A 20,843-nucleotide genomic window follows, 5' to 3' on the forward strand; every position below is an offset into this window, starting at 1 on the left:
CGGAGCCGCGGCCACGCTGGTGACGGGCAATGCGGTCGAGGCCAGCCGGATCGCCGGGGTGGCGCTGGCCCAGCTCGGTGGCACCGACAACCCCCCGACCTTCGGCGCCGCACCTAGGGTCCCCGATGCGGGGGCGATCGATCCGATGCGACTTGCCGGCCCCGACGAAAGTCCGCCCCCCAGTGCCGATTTGGGCAGCTGAGTAGCCCAGGGCGCGTAGATGAAGAAGTTCTTCCACTGCGAGATGCCCATACCGGTGGTGCTGTTGACGACGTTGGTCCAGGTGCCCTGGCTACCGATCCCGGAAATGCTGGAATACAGCGTCTCCCACAGCGGTGCTATCTCCGAGTTTCCGGTGACCGTGGCGATCAACTTCTCCCAGAACTGCGCGTAATCGCTGGAAAGGTTGGTGAGGAAGGTCTCGATCTGTTGGATCCACGACGGCAACACCGTAGCCGCCGCGGTTGCCTGGGCCGCCTCCCCGGTGCCGTTGGTGGTGGGCGGTGGCTGCGTGAAGGGGGCCAACTCCCCCGCGGCCGCCGACGCGCTGGCGTAAGCGAACATCGCCGCCACATCCTGGGCCCACATCTGCCAGTACTGGGCTTCGGTCGCCGCGATGGCGGCGCCGTTCTGCCCAAACAGGTTGGAGGCGACCAGCGCTTGCAACTGGGTGCGGTTGGCCAAGACCACTGCGGGCGGCACGACGGCCGCATACGCGGCCTCGAATGCGCCGGCGGCAGCGAGGGCTTGCGAAGCGGCCTGCTCCGCTTGGACCGCAGTGCCCGACAGCCACGTCACATAGGGCGCGACGGCCGCCCCCATGAACGCCGCCGAGGGACCCACCCAAGATTCGGTCAGCTCCGCGATCACCGTGCCGTAGTCGAACGCGGTGGAGTGCAACTCACTGGCCAGCCGCTGCCAAGCCGCCGCGGCGGCCAGCATCGACTCTGCGCCGGGGCCCGAATAGATCTGAGTCGAGATCAGCTCGGGTGGCAATGCCGCGAAATCGACGAAAACCATCGCTGCTCTCCTTATTTCGCGTTCGGCGGTATGACGATGACGGTGGAACTGGTGGCTATGTCGTCGACGGCCACGGCGCCGGGCACTCGGACGACAGATCCGAGGACGCTGCGAGTGGTGCTCCCGCCGACGGCACGCCCGGCCAGACTCGACAGCGCCGTCTGACCGAAGGTGCCCTGCGAAGCCGCCATCGCGGGGCCGGCGTCGATGACCGTCTCCGGTAGCTCGGACGCAATGGTCCGGACGGCCGGCACGGCCGATGCCCAATTCGCCGGCACCGACAGCGACCCGATCGCGCTTGCTTGACCGGCCGCTGCCGATACCGCCCCCGGCCCTGCGGCTTGCAGCGCGGAGAAGCCGCCGCTCAGCAGATCGCCGCGCAGCAGCGGCGCCAAAGCCCCCGTGAGCGGCTTCGGGTGCAGCAAGGGGCCGATACCTTGAATGCCGGTTCCCAGGGCCGGGATGCTGATGCTCACCTGCCACCAGTTCTTCACCAATCCGGCAAACCCGAGGGGGGTGTACGGCCCGGCGATCAGGTTGTTCAGGACGGCGTTGAAGGTTTTCAAGATCGACGTGATATCCGACAGCGGCGTTGCCGTGGCTGCGGCCAATCCTCCCGTGCTCGATGCCAGGCTTTGCAACGCCGCCGGCGTCTGTGAGATCAGCTGTGGCAGCAGTGTCTGTGCATCCGCAGAGGCAGATTCGGCGGCCGCGGCGGCCGCGGCCGACTGCTGGGCCTGGGCGTTACTGTCTGTGGTTTTCGGCGGCGAGGTGAAGGCGGTCAACTGCGTTGCCGCCGCCGAAGCGCCGGCGTACCCGTACATGGCCCCGGCATCTTGGGCCCACATCTCGGCGTACTCCGCCTCGGTGGCCGCGATCGACGGGGTGTTCTGACCCAAGATGTTGGTAGCGATCAACGAGGCCAGCACGGCCCGATTGGTGGCGATGACCGGCGGTGGCACCGTGGCCGCATAGACGGCATCGAAGGCGCCCGCGGCGGACCGGGCTTGAAAAGCCGCTTGTTCCGCTTGCGCTGCGGTTCCGCCGAGCCACGCGATGTACGGTGCTACCGCGTCGACCATCGAGGTGGACGAGGGTCCATGCCAGCCGATGCTGGCGAGTTGCGCGATTGCGGACGCGTAATACGCAGCGGCCGAATGCAATTCGGTGGCCAGGCCATCCCAGGCTGCCGCAGCGGCCAGCAACGGCGCCGAACCCGGTCCGGCGTAGATTCGGCCCGAGTTGATCTCCGGCGGTAACGCTCCGAAATCCATTCTCTTCCTCCGCCCGGGTTCGACTATCGCCACCGGCAACGCGCCTCTATTTGCTGATGGACTACTGCAGAAATTGGAGAGTGTTTTGTTTTCCCGGTTCACCGGGTGCGGTCATGATTGCCTTGAGTTCGACTGGGGTCAAACGCGATCTGCGCGCATTAAGCCTCGACCGCCGCGCGCTTTTTCGATTCACCGGGCGAATACAGCTCATGACTGGTTCGAGTCCTTTGGCGAATTTCCGAACATGTTGTCGGCACCGGGCAAACAGAGATCGCGACTACCCGCTTTTGCTGACCGTCGGTGGGCGGACCGTTGGGCGAACCGTGTCATCCCCTGTCCAAGACACCTGTCGGCGACCCGGCCCACCACGTCGTCGGCCAATCGGCATGCGAAAACATCGCTTGTCGGGCGCCAGTGTTGACGACTGATCCCGATTCGCGGCCGGCGACCGCACGAGGGCGCGCCCACCCGATCGGGTCGCCGAAGATAGCCGAACACGGCACCTTGACAAACCAGAACGGCTGGCCGCAAAAAGTTCGCGGTGGCGCTTTGAGACTGCGTCATTACCTTGGAAAATAAGGAACGCCATTCCTCAGTAAGCAAGCGACAAACTTAAAACCACGGCGAACAAAAACAACGACAGTGCGGACGGTATACGCCGCGCCGGTCACCGCATGGAAGGCGGAGACAAAGGCGCATGGCGGATGCTGGGTAAATGCCCGCACGTCAGGGCGGACCGCCAGTCGGTTCCCAGCGTATCCCCACCAAACCCGAAGGGAAGTTGCGGCGCAAATGATGCGTCGCCATTCTGCATGAGCACAGTGAGATGGATCACAAACATGTTCTGTCCTAGTAGATTTCGCGCAAGCTGTCCGAAATATCAGCAGGAGCAGCAGGTTTTGTGACTTTGACTACCGGACGCTGATGCGTGGTCGTTGCCTGATGCCAATTTTACATCCTGCGTACCGCAACCAAGCTGAGACCAAACATGCTCTGCGAGATAGCTTTTCGCTTGGAAACAGGCGCACGCCCGCGCGCGATACCCATGGTAACCACCAGTCGCGTAGGGCAACGACATCTCGTTTGCTGGAGGCATTTCCTGTCGTAACATACGCGCCTCTAACCCGTGTCGACCCAAATCCGTTCCGATCTAGTTGATTTCAATGCTTACACTCCCCGGTGGTCACGGTGGCCTGATGAGGGGAAGAAAATGTCGGCGTTGATTGTGCAGCCTGATCTGGTGGCGACGGCAGCGGGGAATTTGACGAGCATTCGATCCACGCTCAACGAGGCAGTTGCTGCCGCGCAGCGCAGTACGACCGCACTGGTTCCCGCCGCCCAGGACGAGGTGTCCAACGCGGTTGCGTTGCTATTCGGTGATTTCGGTCGGCAATACCAGCTACTTTCGCTGCAGGCCAGGCAATTTCACGACCAGTTCGTGAGCTCGCTGAGCTCCGGCGCCCAAGCCTATCTAAGTGCTGAGGCCGCCGCCGAACAGGCTCTATCGAACGCCGCGACACCGTATGAAGGATTGGTCGCGAACACGGTCACCAATCTGCAAACCATCGGCGGCACCTTTGTCGGCGAAACGGCGCCCGCCTTCCTGCAGACGATCAACAGCCAAGTTTTCAATCCCGCCATCCCCTCGGCGATCCTGCAGGCCGCGACGGGAGATCCCTTGCCGTTGCTGGCCCTCACGGGACAGTTCGCGCAGGGCTACGCGAACCAAGTCCAGGCGATTACCGTGCAGCCATCTCTGGTTCCGCTCACCACGCCTGGACCCAACCTGCCGTTGGCACTGACACTTCCGCCGCAGGACATCCTTGCTTTCGATGCATTCGGACCGCCGGTCAACGCGTTGAGCGCAACTGCCCAAAGTGGCACCGCATTCGTCAGCGCGATCCAAGCAGGGAACCCGGTTGCCGCGGCCACCGCCCTCATCGACGCCCCCGCCAACGTCACAAACGCCTTTCTGAATGGCAGCGAGACATTGGCAATTGGGCCGGGAACACTCACCGTGGTGGGCGGCTTGACCGGCTCGGCCACGCTGAACATTCCGTTTTCCGGGCTGCTGGATCCCCTGCAGCCCTTCAACGTGACAGGTCAGCTGGTCGGCAATCCGACGGTACAAACGGTCACTATCACCGGCGCGCCTGTCGGTGGGCTGGTCGCGGGACTGTTGGATACACCCTCACTGCTCGAAGGGCTGGCAGACGGCTGACCACCCGCGCGGCGGGAGCTCAAACCGCTAGAGGTGGCTCACCACGAAGTCGGCGGCTCGGCCGGTCATGCCGTTCACTCCGTAGGAGGCATGCGCCGCGGGGTCGTTGCCGGTGCCGCAGATCCCGTCGCCCGGTGCGCACAGTTGCACCGTTTTGGGCTGATAGGCGGCGCCGATGGTGATCGGCGGCGCATTGAGGTGGCTCAAGAACTGCCGGGATGGTGTGCCGAACAGTGCTACCGCGGCGATGTGGTTGGCGACGTCGGGCGCCAGGGGCTGCGGAACGGACGCGACGGGCACGCCGTCGGGCACGGCGGCCGAAGTCACGTAACCGGCGACCGCCGCGCCCTGGGAGAATCCGCCCAGAATCTCGCGAGTGCGCGGGCAGGAACCGGCCATCGACTGGATGTGCGAGCTGGCGTCCCGAATCCCGTCGACAACCGTCTTCGGGAAGTTGGGGTTGCCGAAGTCATCGCTGGCCGGATAGTTGACCGCGTACACGTTGAAGGAGCGGTTGCCAATCCGGGAACGCACCGCGTCGACGAAGGACCCTCCGATACCGCCCACCCCGGGAGGTTCGTTGGTCCCTCTGGCGAAAACGACCTCGACGTCGGGACACGGCGCGGCCGCTGCGGACGGAAGCGCCAAAAGGGCAGGGACGACTACCCCCGCCGCCACGCCCGCCGCAGCCACGAACCGGCGAAATGATCGTCTCATCACGAAAAACACTGCCTCATCTCAATCTCGGGTGAGCTAGGTGGCGGGCGCAGCCAGAACAGCCGACCCGCACGATTACCGTTTCAGGCGCGGCCGTGGCCCCAGCACTCAACTGCCCACGATACCGAGGGTGACGAGCACGCCACCGACCGCGAGCAGCAGGATGGCAACCTCCAGACGCCGCCGTGATCGGATCCAGGAATTGAGCCTGGCCACCCCTCGCCGCGTCGCTTCGGGTTTCAGGAGGTATCCGAGCAGCGGAATCTCCACGAAGGCGAAGGCCATCACATGGAACGCGACCAGCGCGGCGATCTGAGCCATAGCCGGGGCGCGGGAGGCCAGGATGACCGCCAACGCGGCCAAGTAATCCACGGACGGAAGGCCCGAGCCCAGACCGGCCGCGGCCGCCACCCACAGCGAACGTCCCTCGAACAGCTGTCGCAGCCAGACGATCGGCCGCAGCGAGCCGATCCTGGCAACGACCGCGTTGAGTTGCGGCTGGCGCCTGACCCGGCTCAGCAGGAAGTTTGCGGCCAGGACCGCGCCCACCAACATGGCCAACCCACCGATCATCAGTTGCGCCCGGGGCAGCGTGAGGTAAGTCGAATCGGCGAGCCGTCTGCGGAATACGAACAAGACCACCAGGCCTACCGTCATGCCCATCGCGAAGCCCCCGCAGAGGAACGCCAGCAGTTGCAGCATCGGCCTGGGCCGGTTGAGCAGCAACGCCGTCATGCCGATCCGGAACGGTTCGAGGCTCACCGCGATGGCCATCACCAGGATGGTGATCCACATGGTGGCAGGCTTCTCCGTCTTGTGTGTCGGCACGGATGTCGCCGCGACCGTACCATCGGCGCGCTGCAGGCCCAGCGGTGTCTAACCCCTCGCAGTTCGCTATCCGGTGCGATGATGACAAGGTGGCTGACGGCGAATCACCTGCAACCGGCTCCGAGATTCCTGGGCAGCCGTCAGCTGCCGCCGCACCGGCGGACAACGGTCGGGCCCAGTTGAAAGCCCTACTCGCCAGCTGGCCGACGCACTTCGCCAACGGGCTGTCTCGTCTGGGCGCGGGACTGTCCCTATTGGGCAGATGGCTCGCCCGCCTGGGCAGACGGCTGGCCCGACTGGCCGAACTCAGACCGTCTCCGGTCCAAAAACTCGCCATCCTGGGCGGACTCGCCGGCCTGAGCATCTTCGGCGCTCTCGCCTTCCCGGGCAATCCAATCGGGCAGGCGTGTGTTATTGCGTTTGTTCCTGGCCTCTGCATCACGCTGGGCATCCTCGGAACTCGTTGGTACGCCGGACACGAGCTCAGCCAGAGCCTCGCGAAAGCTACGCAGAACGCGCTCTACGCGACCCTGCACTTGAAGAAGTCGGTTCGCTACGTCGACGACCGCCTCGCCGACGCGCAGCATCACCTGGAAAGCGGCAGCAAAGAGGGGGCACTGATCGAGGTGGTGCGAGCCAAGACCGCGACGGAGTTGTCGCTGGGCACGGCGGAGCAGTCGGTACGCCAGTGGGAGTCGGTAATTGTCAGCGACGCTCCCCCACCGCGAATCATCACGGGCGACGGGCCCGGTGCACTACCGATAGAACGGACGTCGCGAGACGACGACGCCCCGGGATTGATCGCCGGCAGCGTCGCCCGGATCGAAGACGAATACACCCTGATCATCAACCGCGGTTCAGAGCACGGCCTGGCGCCCGACATGGTGTTTGCGGTGATGGCCGACGGCGGAGACGAAATCCTGGACCCGGAAACCGGCGGAGTGATCGGCGAATTGCCGGTCGAGAAACTGCGCGTGAAAGTCGTTGAGGTGCAGCCGAAATTTTCGCGGGCAGTGACGTTCCGGACGTACACACCGGCGAAACTGCAATACCCGGCGTTGACCGGGTTGGCCCGCGCGGGTGGGCAGACCGACGACGCCGGACCGTTTGATTCCATTGACGAGTCGATCACCAAGATGCTGGAAACCGAACTGGGCGAACCCGTTCCGGTGCGGGAGAAGATCGGCAACGCGAAGTCGGCCGGCGACGACACGCCGGTCCGCCCGCAGGTGCGGGTCAACATCGGCGACCGGGTACGGCAGGTCCCCTAACTGTCTTCGGCTCCCGACCACATCACCGGGTAAAGCTGGTGTGCGCGGCGGATGCCCTTGAGTTCGACCTCGCGAGGTGTGTCCAGCGCGATTTCACGCGAGTCCGCAATCTCGTCGCGAATCGACTCGCTGATCAGGATCTCACCCCCATCGGCCTGGCCCGCGACTCGTGCGGCCATCGCGACATTGCGTCCGAACAGATCGTCTCCGCGTCGCACCGAGGTGCCCATGTGCAGGCCGATCCGTACGCGAATGTCGTTGAACCGTTCCGGTTCTGCCTGCAGCGCGCGTTGCACGGCAATGCTGCACAGGACGGCCTTGGTGGGGTCAGGGAAGGCGATCATGAAACCGTCGCCCTGCGTTTTCACCACATGGCCACCGTGACCGTCAACCTGCTTGGCGATCAGCTTGTTGTGGCGTTCCAGCAGTTTCACCCAGCCCCTGTCGCCGAGTTCCTCGTTGAGTTCGGTGGACCCTTCGATGTCGGAGAAGGCGATGACGACGTTGCCGTCCGCTGTCATCCTCGCGAGATCGGGCCGTTCGACTCGGGCCCAGCCGGCGAGGTCCTCGACCGAGTTACGCACGGTGGCGCCAAGCCCCTTGTTGATCAGGGAGTCCGCAGTTCGCCAGACTCTCTTGACCGCGAGCGGAGCCACACCGGGCCGGCGGCGACGACGATGTGGACCTTCCGACCGCAAGCGCGCCAACGCTTTTCGCGCTCCGCTCAGCTGGTGCCGCGAGACGATGAGCACGACACCGGCCGCGATCAGCACGGCGAACTCGGTCAGTGCGATGATCGCCCAAAGAACTGTCGCGCCCACCCGACGATTATGCCGGGACCGCCTCCCGACTGGGAATGTCGGCCGAGGCCGTCAACTGCAGCGCCCCGTCGACCACTTCGTTGTCGCGCAACAGCTTCACATCGGCGTGGTAGCTCATTGACGTCAGCCACGGCTGGTCGGTGCCCTGCCGGGGAAGCTCGTGCACCACGCGCTGGACGTAGCCGGCCGCGAAGTCCATGAAGGGCCGGGTCTGCATGTCCGGGTCGTCGAGGACGGGACGCGCGGTGTCATAGCCGTGCGCATCCATATGGCTGAGCAACCGGCAGAAGTGCTCGCACAGCAGTCCGACCTTGAGCGTCCAGGAGGAGTTGGTGTAACCGATCGCGTACGCGAAGTTCGGCACGTCGGAGAGCATCATCCCCTTATAGGCCACCCGTTCGGGCAGGTTGACCGCTGCGCCGTCGACGGTGAGTGAAATCCCGCCGAACGCCTGCATGTTCAAACCCGTTGCGGTGACGATGATGTCGGCATCGAGTTGGCGACCGGATTCGAGCTCGATGCCGGTCTCGGTGAAGGTGGCGATCCGGTCGGTGACCACCGACGCGCTGCCATTGCTGATCGCCCGGAACAGGTCAGAGTCGGGCACCGCGCACAGCCGCTGATCCCACGGGTTGTACGTCGGGCTGAAGTGCTCGTCGACGGGATAGCCCTCGGGCAGTCGCTTGGCGTTGAGATGGCGGATGATCTTCCGGGCCAACGACGGGTGCTTCTGGCAAAACTGATACACCGCGCGTTGCTGGGCGATGTTCTTGCGGCGGGCCAGCGCATAACCGAGTCTGTCGCCCAGCAGTGCCTTGGCCGCATTGGCGAAGACGTCTTTTGAGGGCACCGGCATGATGTAGGTCGGTGAGCGCTGCAGCATGGTGACGTGCCCGGCCCGTTCGGCCATCGCAGGCACCAGGGTGACGGCGGTGGCGCCGCTGCCGATGATGACGACCTTTTTGCCCGCGTAGTCCAGGTCCTCGGGCCAGTGCTGTGGGTGCACGATCTGACCGGTGAAACGGTCACGTCCCTCAAAGTGCGGCGTGTAGCCCTCGTCGTAGCGGTAGTAGCCGCCGGCGCAGAACAGCCAGTTGGCGCTGATCTGCACCGACTGCCCGACGTCCGTGCGCGCCACGTCGACAACCCACCGCGCGTCCGCGCTCGACCAGGCGGCGCCGCCCACCTTGTGGTGGAACCGGATCTTGGCGTCGATGCCGTTCTCGGCGGCGGTCTCGCGCAGATAGGCCAGGATCTTGTCGGACGTTGCGATGGCGTGGTCGTCGCGCCAGGGCTTGAACTCGTAGCCGAAGGTGTGCAGGTCGGAGTCCGAGCGGATGCCCGGGTAGCGGAACAGGTCCCAGGTGCCGCCGGTGGCACCGCGTGCTTCCAGGATGGCGTAGCTGCGACCCGGGTGCTCCCGCTGCAGGTAGTACGCGGCGCCGATGCCCGAGATTCCGGCGCCGATGATGAGGACGTCGACGTGTTCGACGGTGTCTGCGGACGGGTGGGACATGTCGGTGGCTCCTGATCGGCGGGATGCGATGGGTTAATGGTCGCCGGACCGGCACCACCAACCAAGTGCATTTCTTCTCAATCCACCAGCGGCGGTGGTGCATTTTGCACCAGCACTTTACTGTGGCTAAATGCCGTGGAAACGTCCGTCCGAGCCGGTCAGGGAGCTGATTCGGCAGTGCGCGCAGATCACTGTCAACCCGCGCGCCGAGTGGCTCGAGGAACTCGATGCGGAGGTCCTGGCGGCGAGCCCCCAAATAGCCGCCGACCCCGAGCTGGCCGCGGCGGTCAGCCGGAGCAACCGGGCCAACATGTATTTCTGGGGAGCCGCGAACGTGCGCGACCCCGGGGCGCCGGTGCCGCCGAACACCGGTCCGGAACCGATGAACATCGCCCGCGAAGTCGCCCGCCGCGGGTTGACCGCGTTCACCCTCGACGCCTATCGCGTCGGCGAAGCGGTGGCCTGGCGCCGGCTGATGGAGATTGCCTTCGAGCTGACGTCCGATCCCGCGGAACTTCACGAGCTGCTCGACGTTTGCTCCCGCTCGATCAGCGCATACATCGATGCCACCCTGGCGGGCATCGCCGCCCAGATCGATCAGGAGCTCGACGACCTCACCCGCGGGACCCATGCCGAGCGGCGGGAGACCGTCGCGCTGATCCTCGACGGCGCCCCCATCACGCGCAAGCGGGCCGAGGCGCGACTCGGGTACGCATTGACCGGCCCGCACACCGCAGCCGTCATCTGGAGCGACGACCCAGGCGCCGACATGGCCCGGCTGGATGCGGCCGCCGAGGCGCTCGGGCATGCCGCGCGGGTACGACCGCTGACGGTCCTCGCCAGCACCGCCACCCGATGGGTATGGATCCCGAGTGGGTCGATCGATATTGCGCTGCTGCGTGATTCGATCGCTGGGATGCCCGATGTCCGCGTTGCGATCGGGCCGACTGTCCATGGGATTGACGGATTCCGGCGCAGTCACTTCGATGCGATCACCACCCAGCGGATGATGGCTCGCCTGCACTCGCCGCAACGCATCGCTCAGTTCGCCGACGTCGAGCTGGTCGCCCTGCTCACCGCGGACACCGACCGCGCCGGCGAATTCGTGCGCCACACTCTCGGTGACCTCGAGTCGGCGGGTAGTGAACTACAGGAATACGTCCGGATCTTCATCGACGAGCAGTGCAATGCCTCGCGCGCCGCTGCGCGGCTGTATACCCATCGCAACACGCTGCTGCGCCGGCTCGCGCGGGCGGACGAACTGCTACCGCGCCCACTGGCCGAGAACAGCGTCAACGTGGCCGTGGCGTTGGATGTGCTGCGCTGGCGCGGACGGTAGCGGCAGGCCCCAGCGGATTTTGGCGAATCCCGCACGGCGACGCTGTCAACCGGTTACTGTCGGGTCTCCGGGTGGGACCCGTTGACTTTCCAGGATCAATCTTCACAGGTGGGACAATGCGCGTTCGGCTTTTTGCTGCGGTAGTGGCGATTTCGGGAGGGACGTTGCTCGCGGCGCCCGCGATCAGTGCGGGCGGATCGACGACCGTTCTCGGCAGTTGCAGCCACGGTTATTACGAGAACTCGGATGGGCAGTGCATCGCTTCGCCGTCGGCGGGCGGCGGGTCCGAGGGCGCCACGGCCATCTGTCGCGACGGCGAATACTCATACAGCAAGCACCGCTCCGGAACCTGCTCGGGCCACGGCGGCGTCAAGCAGTGGCTCACGAGCTGACCTCGACAGAACGCTAGGCGGAGGCTAGCCGGGGGCCCGACGCAGCATCGCTTCGGCGTGCCGCAACACCGGGGAGTCGACCATCTGGCCTTCGAACGCAAACACGCCGCGCTCGGTCTTAGCCGCCTCCAAAACCCTTCGCGCCCAATCCAGTTTCTCGTCACTGGGCCGATAGGCGTTGCGCACCACGGGAACTTGGCTGGGGTGGATGCACACGGTCACGTCGAAGCCCACCGCCACGCCGTCGAGGGCCTCCTCCCGCAAGCCGTCGAGATCCTTGATGTCCAGGTGCACCGCATCCAGCGCCAAACGGCCGAATGCCGACGCCGCCAGCAGCGCAGTCGACCGGACGTGGCGTGCGACGTCCCGATAGGTGCCGTCGGGCCGTCTACTGGAGCTGCCACCCAGGGTCGCAACCAAATCCTCAGCGCCCCACATCATTCCGATGGTGCCTTCGGCCGCCGCGATCTCGGTGGCGAAGATCGCGCCGCGCGGTGTCTCCAGCAGCGCGATGACATCGCGGGGCGCCAGCGCGTCCACCTGGGCCGCCGACTCGGTCTTGGGCAGCATCACCGTGGTGTAGGCGGTCTCGGCCAGGGCCTGCAGGTCGAGCGCCTGGTCTTCGGTGCCGGCCGCGTTGATCCGGACCACGGTGCGTTGCGGGTCAAGCGGGGTGTCGCGCAATGCGACGCGCGCGGCGGCCCGCTCCGCCGCCGCTACCCCGTCCTCCAGGTCCAGGATCACCACGTCGGCGGCCGCCGCTGCCTTCGCGAACCGCTCGGGACGGTCGGCCGGGCAGAACAGCCAAGCGGGGCCGGCGTCGCGCAAAGTCATTGCGGCTCCCCATCATTGGGCCGCTTCTGCACCAGCGTCGTGCGCACGGCACGCGCGACCACGTCGCCGTGCTGGTTGCGTCCCGTGTGCTCCAGCGTGACGATGCCTTCGCCCGGACGACTTTTCGACTCCCGCTTGCCGGTACACACCGTCTCGGCATAGAGGGTGTCACCGTGGAAGACCGGCTTGGGAAAGGACACCTCGGAGAACCCGAGGTTGGCCACAATGGTGCCCAGAGTTAATTGCGACACCGACAATCCCACCAGGGTCGACAGGGTGAACATGGAGTTCACCAAGCGCTCGCCGCCGAAGCCGGGTTGATCGGCGGCCCACGCCGCGTCCAGATGCAGGGACTGGGTATTCATGGTCAGCGTGGTGAACAGCACGTTGTCGGCCTCGGTGACGGTTCGGCCGGGCCGGTGCAGGTAGGTGGTCCCGATCTCGAACTCCTCAAACCACAAACCGCGCTGGACAACGGATTTGGCATCGCTCATGACAGCCCCAGCGATCGCGCGATGAGCATGAGCTGCACCTCGGTGGTGCCCTCCCCGATCTCGAGGATCTTGCTGTCCCGGTAGTGGCGCGCCACCGGATACTCGTTCATGAAGCCGTAGCCACCGTGGATCTGCGTGGCGTCCCGGGCGTTGTCCATGGCCGCCTCGGAAGAGACCATCTTGGCGATCGCCGCCTCCTTCTTGAAAGGCTGGCCGGCAAGCATTTTCGCGGCCGCGTCGTAGTAGGCCGTGCGGGCGACGTGGGCCCGCGCTTCCATCCGCGCGATCTTGAAGCTGATCGCCTGATACGAACCGATCGGCTGGCCGAACGACTGGCGCTCGTTGGCGTACTTGACGCTCTCGTCGACACAGCCCTGCGCCACCCCGGTGGCCAGCGCGGCGATTGCGATGCGGCCTTCATCCAGGATGGACAGGAAGTTCGCGTAACCCTTTCCCCGCACGCCGAGCAGATTCTCCACCGGCACCCGTGCGTCGTCGAAGGACAGCGGGTGGGTGTCCGAGGCGTTCCAGCCGACCTTGTTGTAGACCGGTTCGACGGTGAAGCCCGGTGTGCCGTTGGGCACGATGATCGTCGAGATTTCTTTCTTGCCGTCGGCCAGGCTGCCGGTCACCGCGGTGATGGTGACCAATGAAGTGATGTCGGTACCCGAGTTGGTGATGAACTGCTTGCTGCCGTTGATGATCCACTCGTCGCCGTCGAGACGGGCGGTCGTGCGGGTGCCCCCCGCATCGGATCCGGCGCCGGGTTCGGTAAGTCCGAACCCGGCCAGCGCGCGGCCAGCGATCAGGTCCGGCAGCCACTTCTGCTTCTGTTCCTCGCTGCCGAAGCGGAAAATCGGCATCGCACCCAGCCCGACACCGGCTTCCAGAGTGATGGCTACCGACTGATCGACCTTACCCAGTTCCTCCAGGGCCAGAGCCAGCGCGAAGTAGTCGCCGCCCATGCCGCCGTACTCCTCGGGGAACGGCAGGCCGAACAGACCCATGTCGGCCATCTTGGCGACCACTTCATAGGGGAAGCTGTGTTCCTCGTCGTGTTTGGCCGAGACCGGTGCCACCACGGTGCGCGCGAAATCGGCCACCGTGTCACGCAGTTCCTCGTATTCCTTGGGTAACGTGCCCGCGCTGATCGTTGTCGTCATTGTTCTTTTTCCTTGCTCTGGTCGGCCGGGACGAACCTGGCCAATACCTGCTCAAATTTCACCTGGTCCCCGACCGCCACCAGGACCTCGACCTGCCCCGAAACCGGTGCTGCCAATGCGTGTTCCATCTTCATCGCCTCGACGACCACCACCACGTCGCCCTCGGACACCTCGTCACCGGAGGCAACCTGCACGGCGATGACGCTGCCCGGCATCGGGCTGACCACCTCGGCCGGCCGGTCACCCGCCCCGCGGTCGATCTTGTGCTCCTCGGCCTCCCGGATGTGCCAGGTGCCCCGCTCATCACCAATCCACAAATGCCGGTCGGCCTCCGCGCACCGGTACTCGCGGCGCACGCTGTCCAGCGTAACCACGAGTTGGCCGTGCTCGAGTTGCGCAGTCGCACTGGTAGTTTCACCGTCCCCCACCTGAACGGTGGCAGATCCGGGTAGACCCCACACCGAGACGGTTTCGCTGCGCAGCGGGGTACGCATCGCGGTGCGGACCGGGGCTACGCTACTGCCAATACGCCAGCCGTTCGGCCTGGCCCACAGGTTGGCCCGGGCACGCCGGTCCAGTGCCCACTGGACGTAGAGGCCGGCGGCCGCGAACACGTCGTCGGGAACCGCAAGCGGCTCGAAATCGGCCAGCCGCTCGTCGAGCAGTGCGGTGTCGAGGTCGCCCGCCTGCACCCGCGGGTCCGCCAGCAGGAACCGCAGGAACTCGATATTCGTCTGCACCCCCAGCACAGCGGTCTGCGACAGCGCCTTGTCGAGCCGGGCCAGCGCCTGGTCCCGGTCGGCACCGTGGGCGATCACCTTGCTCAGCATCGGGTCATAGTCGCTGCCGACCACCGTGTCCGCCAGCAGTGAGGAGTCCACGCGCACCCCGGCTCCGGACGGCTCGATCACCTGCAGCACTTGACCACCGGTCGGCAGGAATCCGCGCGCGGGGTCCTCGGCGTACACCCGGGCCTCGATCGCGTGGCCGTTGAGTTCGACGTCGTCCTGGGCGAACGTGAGCTTCTCCCCCGCGGCCACCCGCAGCTGCCACTCAACAAGGTCGAGCCCGGTAACCGCTTCGGTGACAGGGTGTTCCACCTGCAGCCGGGTGTTCATCTCCATGAAGAAGAACTCGTCGGGCCGGTCGGCCGAGACGATGAACTCCACCGTGCCGGCACCGACGTAGTCGACGCTGCGCGCGGTGTTGCAGGCCGCTTCGCCGATCCGCGCCCGGGTCGCGGCGTCCAGCAGCGGTGAGGGCGCCTCCTCGATGACCTTCTGATGGCGTCGTTGCAGGCTGCATTCGCGCTCGCCGAGGTGCACCACGTTGCCATGCGTATCGGCCAGCACCTGAACCTCAATGTGCCTGGGCCGCAGCACGAACCGCTCCAGGAACAGGGTGTCGTCACCGAACGCGGACGCCGCCTCCCGGCGGGCGCTGACCAGGGCTTCGGCCAGGCGCGCCGGTTCCTCCACCAGCCGCATCCCTTTTCCGCCACCACCCGCGGACGGCTTGACCAGCACCGGATAGCCCACTTCGTCGGCGGCCGCGAACAGTTCGTCATCGGTCAGCCCGGGCCGCGCGATGCCCGGCACCACCGGCACGTCGAAGGCGACGACGGCATTCTTGGCGGTGATCTTATCGCCCATCACCTCGATCGCGTGCGCCGACGGCCCGAGGAACACCACCCCGGCGCGGTCGCACGCGGCCGCGAAATCCTTGTTCTCAGAGAGGAATCCGTAACCCGGATGAACGGCCTGCGCTCCGGTGCGCAGCGCGGCATCGATCACCTTGCCGATGTCGAGGTAGCTTTCCCGCGCCGGTGCCGGCCCGAGCCGAACGGCGGTATCGGCTTCCCGGACATGCCGGGCGCCGGCATCGGCATCGCTGTACACCGCGACTGATCGGATTCCGAGACGGCGCAGCGTGCGTATCACCCGCACGGCGATCTCACCGCGGTTGGCCACTAAGACTGTGTCAAACATGTCACATCCGAAAGACGCCGTAGGAGACCGATTCCAGCGGAGCGTGGGCGCACACCGAAAGCGCGAGCCCGACAACCGTTCTGGTGTCGGCGGGATCGATGATGCCGTCGTCCCACAGCCGGGCGGTCGAGTAATACGGATTGCCCTGGTCCTCGTACTGGGCCCGGATGGGCGCTTTGAACGCCTCTTCCTCATCGGCGGACCAGGGTTTGCCGGCGGCGGAGAGTTGCTCGCCGCGCACCGTGGCCAACACGGAGGCGGCCTGCTCGCCGCCCATCACCGAAATGCGGGCGTTGGGCCACATCCACAGGAAGCGAGGCGAATACGCCCGCCCGCACATCGAATAGTTGCCGGCGCCGTAGGAGCCGCCGATCACCACGGTCAGCTTCGGAACCCGGGCGCAGGCCACCGCCGTGACCATCTTGGCGCCGTGCTTGGCGATGCCGCCGGCCTCGTAGTCGCGGCCGACCATGAAACCGGCGATGTTCTGCAGGAACAGCAGCGGAATCCGGCGCTTGTCACAAAGCTCGATGAAATGCGCCCCCTTAACGGCGGATTCGCTGAACAGCACGCCGTTGTTGGCGATGATGCCCACCGGGTGGCCGTGGATGCGGGCAAACGCCGTCACCAGCGTCTTGCCGTAATTGGCCTTGAATTCACTGAATTCGCCGCCGTCGACGAGGCGGACAATGACCTCGTGTACGTCGTAGGGAACGCGCGGGTCGGGAGGCACGACATCGTAAAGCTCGGTCTGCTCGTGCTTGGGCTCGACGGTGCGGCGTACTTCCCATTGCGCGGGTTCGCGCGGTCCGAAGGTCGCCGCGATCGAACGGACTATCCGTAACGCGTCCTCGTCGTCGTCGGCCAGATGGTCGGTGACGCCGGAAACCCGGGAATGCAGGTCGCCGCCGCCGAGTTCCTCGGCCGTCACGATCTCACCGGTGGCCGCCTTGACCAGCGGCGGGCCGCCCAGAAAAATCGTGCCCTGCTCGCGGACGATGACGGCCTCATCGCTCATCGCCGGCACGTAGGCACCGCCCGCCGTGCACGAGCCCAGCACCGCCGCGACTTGCGGAATTCCCTTGGCGCTCATGGTGGCCTGGTTGTAGAAGATTCGGCCGAAGTGCTCACGATCGGGAAATACCTCGTCCTGGCGCGGCAGAAAGGCGCCACCAGAGTCGACCAGATAGATGCACGGCAGCAGGTTCTGCAGCGCGACCTCCTGGGCGCGCAGATGCTTCTTCACCGTCATCGGGTAGTAGGTGCCGCCCTTGACCGTCGCGTCGTTGCCGACGATCACACATTCGCGCCCGGACACCCGGCCGATACCGGTGATGATTCCCGCGCCCGGGGATTCGTCGTCATACATGCCGTTGGCGGCCAGCGCCGCCAGTTCCAGAAACGGGCTGCCCGGGTCGAGCAGGCGGTCCACCCGTTCGCGGGGCAACAACTTGCCGCGGCTGACATGACGCTCGCGGGCCCGCTCGTTACCGCCCAGGGCGGCCGCGGCGAGCTTGCCGTTCAGTTCGGCGATCAGCCGGCGATGCTCGTCGGCGAATGACGGCGCGATGGTCGTCACTTCTTCGCCAATTCTGAAACGATCAGGGGTGGCTGAGTTTTCGCGAGTACCTCTTCGACCGATACGTCGGGCGCGGTTTCGATCAGGTGCAGTCCGTCGTCGCGGACGTCGATGACCGCGAGTTCGGTGACGATCCGGTTCACGCACCCCACCCCGGTCAACGGCAGCGTGCACCGCTCCAGAATTTTCGGGCTGCCGTCCTTGGCGGCGTGCTCCATCACCACGATGACTTTGCGTGCGCCGTGCACCAGATCCATCGCGCCGCCCATGCCCTTGACCATCTTGCCGGGGATCATCCAGTTGGCGAGGTCACCGGTGGCCGAAACCTGCATGGCGCCAAGGACCGCCACGTCGAGGTGCCCGCCCCGGATCACTCCGAACGAGGTTGACGAGCCGAAGAACGAAGCACCGGGCTGAGTCGTGACGGTCTCCTTGCCGGCGTTGATCAGGTCGGCGTCGACGTCCTCCCGCCGCGGGTATGGTCCGACCCCGAGTATCCCGTTCTCGGAATGCAAAACGACGTGGACGCCGTCGGGAATGTGATTAGGAATCAGCGTGGGTATGCCGATGCCGAGGTTGACGTACTGACCGTCCTCGAACTCGCTGGCCACCCGGGCGGCCATCTGGTCTCTGGTCCAAGTCATATGTCGCTCCCTTCTGCACTCGTCGACACCCACACTGGCGTGACACTCGACGTCGACAGCCACGCTGGCGTGACGCTCGGCGCTGGAAGGTGCCCACCGCGCCGCGCGGTCATCTGGCGCCCCCTTGTGCATTCGTCGACAGCCACGCTGGCGTGACGCTCGACGCCCAATGCCACGCTGGCGTGACGCTCGACATCGCGAGTCCCCCACTCGAAGCGCTCACGAGCGCACCGTCTCTTTCTCGATGCGCTTTGCCGGATTCGGCACATGCACGACGCGCTGCACGAAGATGCCCGGGGTGTGCACGGTGGCCGGATCGATCTCGCCGGGCTCGACGAGATGCTCGACCTCCGCAATGGTGATCCTGCCGGCGGGCGCGCACTCCGGATTGAAGTTGCCTGCCGCGTACCGGTAGACGAGGTTGCCGTGCCGGTCGCCCTTCCACGCGTGCACCAGTGCGAAGTCGGTGCGGATGCCCCGCTCCAGGACGTAGGTGACGCCGTCGAACTCGCGGGTTTCTTTGGGCGGCGAGACGACCGCGACCTGTCCCGAGGCGTCGTAACGCCACGGCAGTCCCCCGTCGGCGATCTGGGTGCCCACCCCGGCCGGCGTGTAGAAGCCCGGAATGCCCATGCCGCCGGCGCGCAGCCGTTCGGCCAGCGTGCCCTGCGGGGTCAGTTCGACTTCGAGCTCACCGGACAGGAACTGGCGGGCGAACTCCTTGTTCTCTCCCACGTAGGAGGATATGGTCCGCCGAATTCGCCTGTGCTGCAGCAGCACTCCCAAACCGATACCGTCAACGCCGCAGTTGTTGGAAACCGTCTCCAAGTCGGTGACACCGCGGTCGGCCAACGCCGCGATCAGCGCCTCCGGAATCCCGCACAGGCCGAATCCCCCGACCGCCAGGGACGACCCGTCGGTTATGTCCGCGACCGCCTCCGCAGCGGTAGCCACCACTTTGTCCATTGCCGCAGGGCCTCCGATTTCAGTTAATAATCATTAACTGGACAGTGAGAATACCATTGCCGCCACGGGTGCGTCCAGGGAGGGGCCGGTCCCAGCAGCGGTTATGCCCGGCCGGCCAGAAACTCGATCGCCTGCTCGCGCATCTCCGCCTTGCGGACTTTGCCCGTGACGGTCATCGGGAATTCCTCGACGATCCGCAGATACCGCGGAATCTTGAATCTCGCGATTCGGCCCGCACAGAAGTCCCGCAGCGCTTCGATGGTCAGCTCCGGCGCGCCGTCGCGCAGTTTGATCACCGCCATCAGTTCCTCGCCGTAGCGTTCGTCGGGCACCCCGATCACGTGACCGTCCACGATGTCGGGGTGGGTGAGGAGAAACTCCTCGATCTCCCGCGGCGCGATGTTCTCGCCACCGCGCACCACGATGTCTTTGAGCCGCCCGGTGATCTGCACGTATCCCTGCTCGTCCATCGACGCCAGATCGCCGGTGTGCATCCATCCGTCGGCGTCGATGACCTCCGCGGTCTTCGCCTCGTCGTTCCAGTACCCCGCCATGACCGAATAGCCGCGCGTGCAGAACTCGCCGGCCGTACCGCGCGGAACGGTGGCGCCGGTGCCGGGATCTATCACCTTGATCTCCAGGTGCGGCGCCACCCGGCCGACGGTTCCGACGCGCCGTTCCAGCGAATCGTCGGGGCGTGTCTGGGTACTGACGGGCGCCGTCTCGGTCATGCCGTAGCAGATCGAGACCCCCGGCATGTGCATCCGCTCGATCACCTTGCGCATCACCTCGACCGGGCAGACGGCGCCCGCCATGATCCCGGTGCGCAGGGTGTCCAGCCGATAGTCGGCGAAATCCGGCAGACCGAGTTCGGCGATGAACATGGTCGGTACGCCGTACAGGCTCGTGCACCGCTCGGCCTGTACCGCCCGCAGAGTGGCGGCGGGGTCGAAGCTTGGTGCCGGGATCACCATGCAGGACCCGTGGCTGGTGGCCGCCAGATTGCCCAGCACCATGCCGAAGCAGTGATAAAAGGGGACCGGGATACAGACGCGGTCGTGTTCGTTGTACCCGAGCGATTCGCCCACCAGGTATCCGTTGTTGAGGATGTTGCGATGTGTCAGTGTCACGCCCTTCGGCGATCCCGTTGTGCCCGAGGTGTATTGGATGTTGATCGGATCGGTCGACGCCAGCTGCCGGGCGGCCGACCCCAACGCGCTAGTGTCCGGCTCGGTGCCGGCCAGCTCGTCCCATCCGTCGGTCTCCATCAGCACGACGGCGCGCAGGTCGGGACATTCCGGGGCCGCCTGCGTCAGCATCTCGGAATAATTCGCGTCCCTGAACCCCGGCGCCGCGACCACCATCACCACACCCGATTGCGCTAAGGCATAAGTCAATTCCCGCAACCGGTAGGCCGGATTGATGGTGACCAGGACGGCACCGATCTCCGCGGTCGCGTATTGCACGAGCACCCATTCCCAGCGATTGGGAGACCAGATGCCGACCCGGTCGCCCCTGCGGATGCCGGCGCGTAACAGCCCCGTCGCCAGACGGCGCACATCGGTCAACAAGTCGGCGTAAGTCCAGCGCCGCCCCGCAGCGACGTCGACGAGCGCGTCGCGGTGCCCGAAAGACGTTGCGGCGCCAGCCAGGTTGGCGCCGATGGTCGATTCGAGCAACGGGGGCGTGCTCGGGCCGCGCTCATAAGAAAGCGTCACGGTTCCTCCGGCCGGTGCGTGGATGCTACGTTAGTGACGATTAACCGAGATGTCCAGG

18 protein-coding genes are annotated in these 20,843 nt (G+C 65.7%); 4 read left to right on the forward strand and 14 right to left on the reverse strand.

All coding sequences use genetic code 11. The features are described 5' to 3' along the window. Both A9X01_RS14930 and A9X01_RS14935 read right to left on the reverse strand, forming a co-directional pair. Window positions 1-1,020 (reverse strand): PPE family protein (locus tag A9X01_RS14930; protein ID WP_065121512.1); only part of this gene is annotated, 1,020 nt, incomplete at its 3' end. An 11-nt stretch (window positions 1,021-1,031) separates the two neighbouring features. After that, on the reverse strand, window positions 1,032-2,294 hold the full coding sequence (locus A9X01_RS14935; protein ID WP_065121513.1) for a PPE family protein: 1,263 nt from the start codon (window positions 2,292-2,294) through the stop codon (window positions 1,032-1,034). Between the two features lie 1,210 nt (window positions 2,295-3,504). On the opposite strand from A9X01_RS14935, the gene A9X01_RS14940 reads away from it, so the two are divergent. Beyond that, complete coding sequence (locus A9X01_RS14940) at window positions 3,505-4,515, forward strand: PE family protein (RefSeq protein WP_065121514.1); 1,011 nt, start codon at window positions 3,505-3,507, stop codon at window positions 4,513-4,515. A 27-nt stretch (window positions 4,516-4,542) separates the two neighbouring features. Here A9X01_RS14940 and A9X01_RS14945 read toward each other — a convergent pair whose 3' ends face one another. Together A9X01_RS14945 and A9X01_RS14950 are read right to left on the reverse strand one after the other, a co-directional pair. Then, window positions 4,543-5,232, reverse strand: coding sequence for a cutinase family protein (locus tag A9X01_RS14945; RefSeq protein ID WP_065121537.1), 690 nt, complete (start codon window positions 5,230-5,232; stop codon window positions 4,543-4,545). A 108-nt stretch (window positions 5,233-5,340) separates the two neighbouring features. Then, the gene (locus A9X01_RS14950) at window positions 5,341-6,027 is read right to left on the reverse strand and encodes a GAP family protein (RefSeq protein WP_065121515.1); all 687 of its coding nucleotides are present in this window, start codon (window positions 6,025-6,027) and stop codon (window positions 5,341-5,343) included. Between the two features lie 122 nt (window positions 6,028-6,149). Between A9X01_RS14950 and A9X01_RS29915 the strand changes: the two genes are divergently transcribed. Next, window positions 6,150-7,331 (forward strand): MreC domain-containing protein, encoded by a 1,182-nt coding sequence (locus A9X01_RS29915; protein ID WP_155772104.1) that lies wholly within the window; start codon window positions 6,150-6,152, stop codon window positions 7,329-7,331. Here the strand turns inward: A9X01_RS29915 and A9X01_RS14960 are convergent. After that, the gene (locus A9X01_RS14960) at window positions 7,328-8,152 is read right to left on the reverse strand and encodes an adenylate/guanylate cyclase domain-containing protein (RefSeq protein WP_065121517.1); all 825 of its coding nucleotides are present in this window, start codon (window positions 8,150-8,152) and stop codon (window positions 7,328-7,330) included. The genes A9X01_RS29915 and A9X01_RS14960 overlap by 4 nt on opposite strands. A 7-nt stretch (window positions 8,153-8,159) precedes the next feature. After that, window positions 8,160-9,668, reverse strand: coding sequence for a flavin-containing monooxygenase (locus A9X01_RS14965; protein WP_065121518.1), 1,509 nt, complete (start codon window positions 9,666-9,668; stop codon window positions 8,160-8,162). A gap of 130 nt (window positions 9,669-9,798) precedes the next feature. Between A9X01_RS14965 and A9X01_RS14970 the strand changes: the two genes are divergently transcribed. Further along, window positions 9,799-11,007 (forward strand): Rv1453 family transcriptional regulator, encoded by a 1,209-nt coding sequence (locus tag A9X01_RS14970; protein WP_065121519.1) that lies wholly within the window; start codon window positions 9,799-9,801, stop codon window positions 11,005-11,007. Window positions 11,008-11,150: 143 nt separating this feature from the next. Beyond that, window positions 11,151-11,399 carry a DUF3761 domain-containing protein gene (locus A9X01_RS14975; RefSeq protein WP_253849138.1) on the forward strand — a complete coding sequence of 83 codons (249 nt, stop codon included), beginning with the start codon at window positions 11,151-11,153 and terminating at the stop codon, window positions 11,397-11,399. 24 nt (window positions 11,400-11,423) lie between these two features. Here A9X01_RS14975 and A9X01_RS14980 read toward each other — a convergent pair whose 3' ends face one another. The 8 genes from A9X01_RS14980 to A9X01_RS15015 all read right to left on the reverse strand — a co-directional run bounded on the left by A9X01_RS14980 (window position 11,424) and on the right by A9X01_RS15015 (window position 20,809). Continuing rightward, window positions 11,424-12,233: an HpcH/HpaI aldolase/citrate lyase family protein gene (locus A9X01_RS14980; RefSeq protein ID WP_065121521.1), complete on the reverse strand. Its 810-nt coding sequence runs from the start codon at window positions 12,231-12,233 to the stop codon at window positions 11,424-11,426. After that, on the reverse strand, window positions 12,230-12,727 hold the full coding sequence (locus A9X01_RS14985; RefSeq protein WP_065121522.1) for a MaoC family dehydratase: 498 nt from the start codon (window positions 12,725-12,727) through the stop codon (window positions 12,230-12,232). The genes A9X01_RS14980 and A9X01_RS14985 overlap by 4 nt, the downstream gene beginning before the upstream one ends. Further along, window positions 12,724-13,890, reverse strand: coding sequence for an acyl-CoA dehydrogenase family protein (locus A9X01_RS14990; protein WP_065121523.1), 1,167 nt, complete (start codon window positions 13,888-13,890; stop codon window positions 12,724-12,726). The genes A9X01_RS14985 and A9X01_RS14990 overlap by 4 nt, the downstream gene beginning before the upstream one ends. Continuing rightward, window positions 13,887-15,878, reverse strand: coding sequence for an acetyl/propionyl/methylcrotonyl-CoA carboxylase subunit alpha (locus A9X01_RS14995; RefSeq protein WP_065121524.1), 1,992 nt, complete (start codon window positions 15,876-15,878; stop codon window positions 13,887-13,889). Before A9X01_RS14995 ends, A9X01_RS14990 begins: the two co-directional genes overlap by 4 nt. 1 nt (window position 15,879) lies before the next feature. Beyond that, complete coding sequence (locus A9X01_RS15000) at window positions 15,880-17,457, reverse strand: carboxyl transferase domain-containing protein (RefSeq protein ID WP_065121525.1); 1,578 nt, start codon at window positions 17,455-17,457, stop codon at window positions 15,880-15,882. Further along, the gene (locus tag A9X01_RS15005; RefSeq protein WP_065121526.1) at window positions 17,454-18,101 is read right to left on the reverse strand and encodes a CoA transferase subunit B; all 648 of its coding nucleotides are present in this window, start codon (window positions 18,099-18,101) and stop codon (window positions 17,454-17,456) included. The genes A9X01_RS15000 and A9X01_RS15005 overlap by 4 nt, the downstream gene beginning before the upstream one ends. Window positions 18,102-18,320: 219 nt before the next feature. Next, window positions 18,321-19,067 (reverse strand): CoA transferase subunit A, encoded by a 747-nt coding sequence (locus A9X01_RS15010; protein ID WP_065121527.1) that lies wholly within the window; start codon window positions 19,065-19,067, stop codon window positions 18,321-18,323. 101 nt (window positions 19,068-19,168) lie between these two features. Further along, window positions 19,169-20,809: an AMP-binding protein gene (locus A9X01_RS15015; RefSeq protein ID WP_065121528.1), complete on the reverse strand. Its 1,641-nt coding sequence runs from the start codon at window positions 20,807-20,809 to the stop codon at window positions 19,169-19,171. Between the last annotated feature and the right edge of the window lie 34 nt (window positions 20,810-20,843).

Source organism: Mycobacterium asiaticum (assembly GCF_001668675.1).
In the GTDB taxonomy this organism is placed as follows: Bacteria; Actinomycetota; Actinomycetes; order Mycobacteriales; family Mycobacteriaceae; genus Mycobacterium; species Mycobacterium asiaticum_D.

What these genes read in the sequence shown, in the direction of transcription:
- A9X01_RS15010 (WP_065121527.1), bottom strand. Translation starts at nt 19,067, where the DNA reads ATGGACAAAGTGGTGGCTACCGCTGCGGAGGCGGTCGCGGACATAACC.
- A9X01_RS14950 (WP_065121515.1), bottom strand. Translation starts at nt 6,027, where the DNA reads ATGTGGATCACCATCCTGGTGATGGCCATCGCGGTGAGCCTCGAACCG.
- A9X01_RS14995 (WP_065121524.1), bottom strand. Translation starts at nt 15,878, where the DNA reads ATGTTTGACACAGTCTTAGTGGCCAACCGCGGTGAGATCGCCGTGCGG.
- A9X01_RS14940 (WP_065121514.1), top strand. Translation starts at nt 3,505, where the DNA reads ATGTCGGCGTTGATTGTGCAGCCTGATCTGGTGGCGACGGCAGCGGGG.
- A9X01_RS14990 (WP_065121523.1), bottom strand. Translation starts at nt 13,890, where the DNA reads ATGACGACAACGATCAGCGCGGGCACGTTACCCAAGGAATACGAGGAA.
- A9X01_RS15005 (WP_065121526.1), bottom strand. Translation starts at nt 18,101, where the DNA reads ATGACTTGGACCAGAGACCAGATGGCCGCCCGGGTGGCCAGCGAGTTC.
- A9X01_RS14970 (WP_065121519.1), top strand. Translation starts at nt 9,799, where the DNA reads ATGCCGTGGAAACGTCCGTCCGAGCCGGTCAGGGAGCTGATTCGGCAG.
- A9X01_RS14935 (WP_065121513.1), bottom strand. Translation starts at nt 2,294, where the DNA reads ATGGATTTCGGAGCGTTACCGCCGGAGATCAACTCGGGCCGAATCTAC.
- A9X01_RS14965 (WP_065121518.1), bottom strand. Translation starts at nt 9,668, where the DNA reads ATGTCCCACCCGTCCGCAGACACCGTCGAACACGTCGACGTCCTCATC.
- A9X01_RS14980 (WP_065121521.1), bottom strand. Translation starts at nt 12,233, where the DNA reads ATGACTTTGCGCGACGCCGGCCCCGCTTGGCTGTTCTGCCCGGCCGAC.
- A9X01_RS14985 (WP_065121522.1), bottom strand. Translation starts at nt 12,727, where the DNA reads ATGAGCGATGCCAAATCCGTTGTCCAGCGCGGTTTGTGGTTTGAGGAG.
- A9X01_RS14945 (WP_065121537.1), bottom strand. Translation starts at nt 5,232, where the DNA reads ATGAGACGATCATTTCGCCGGTTCGTGGCTGCGGCGGGCGTGGCGGCG.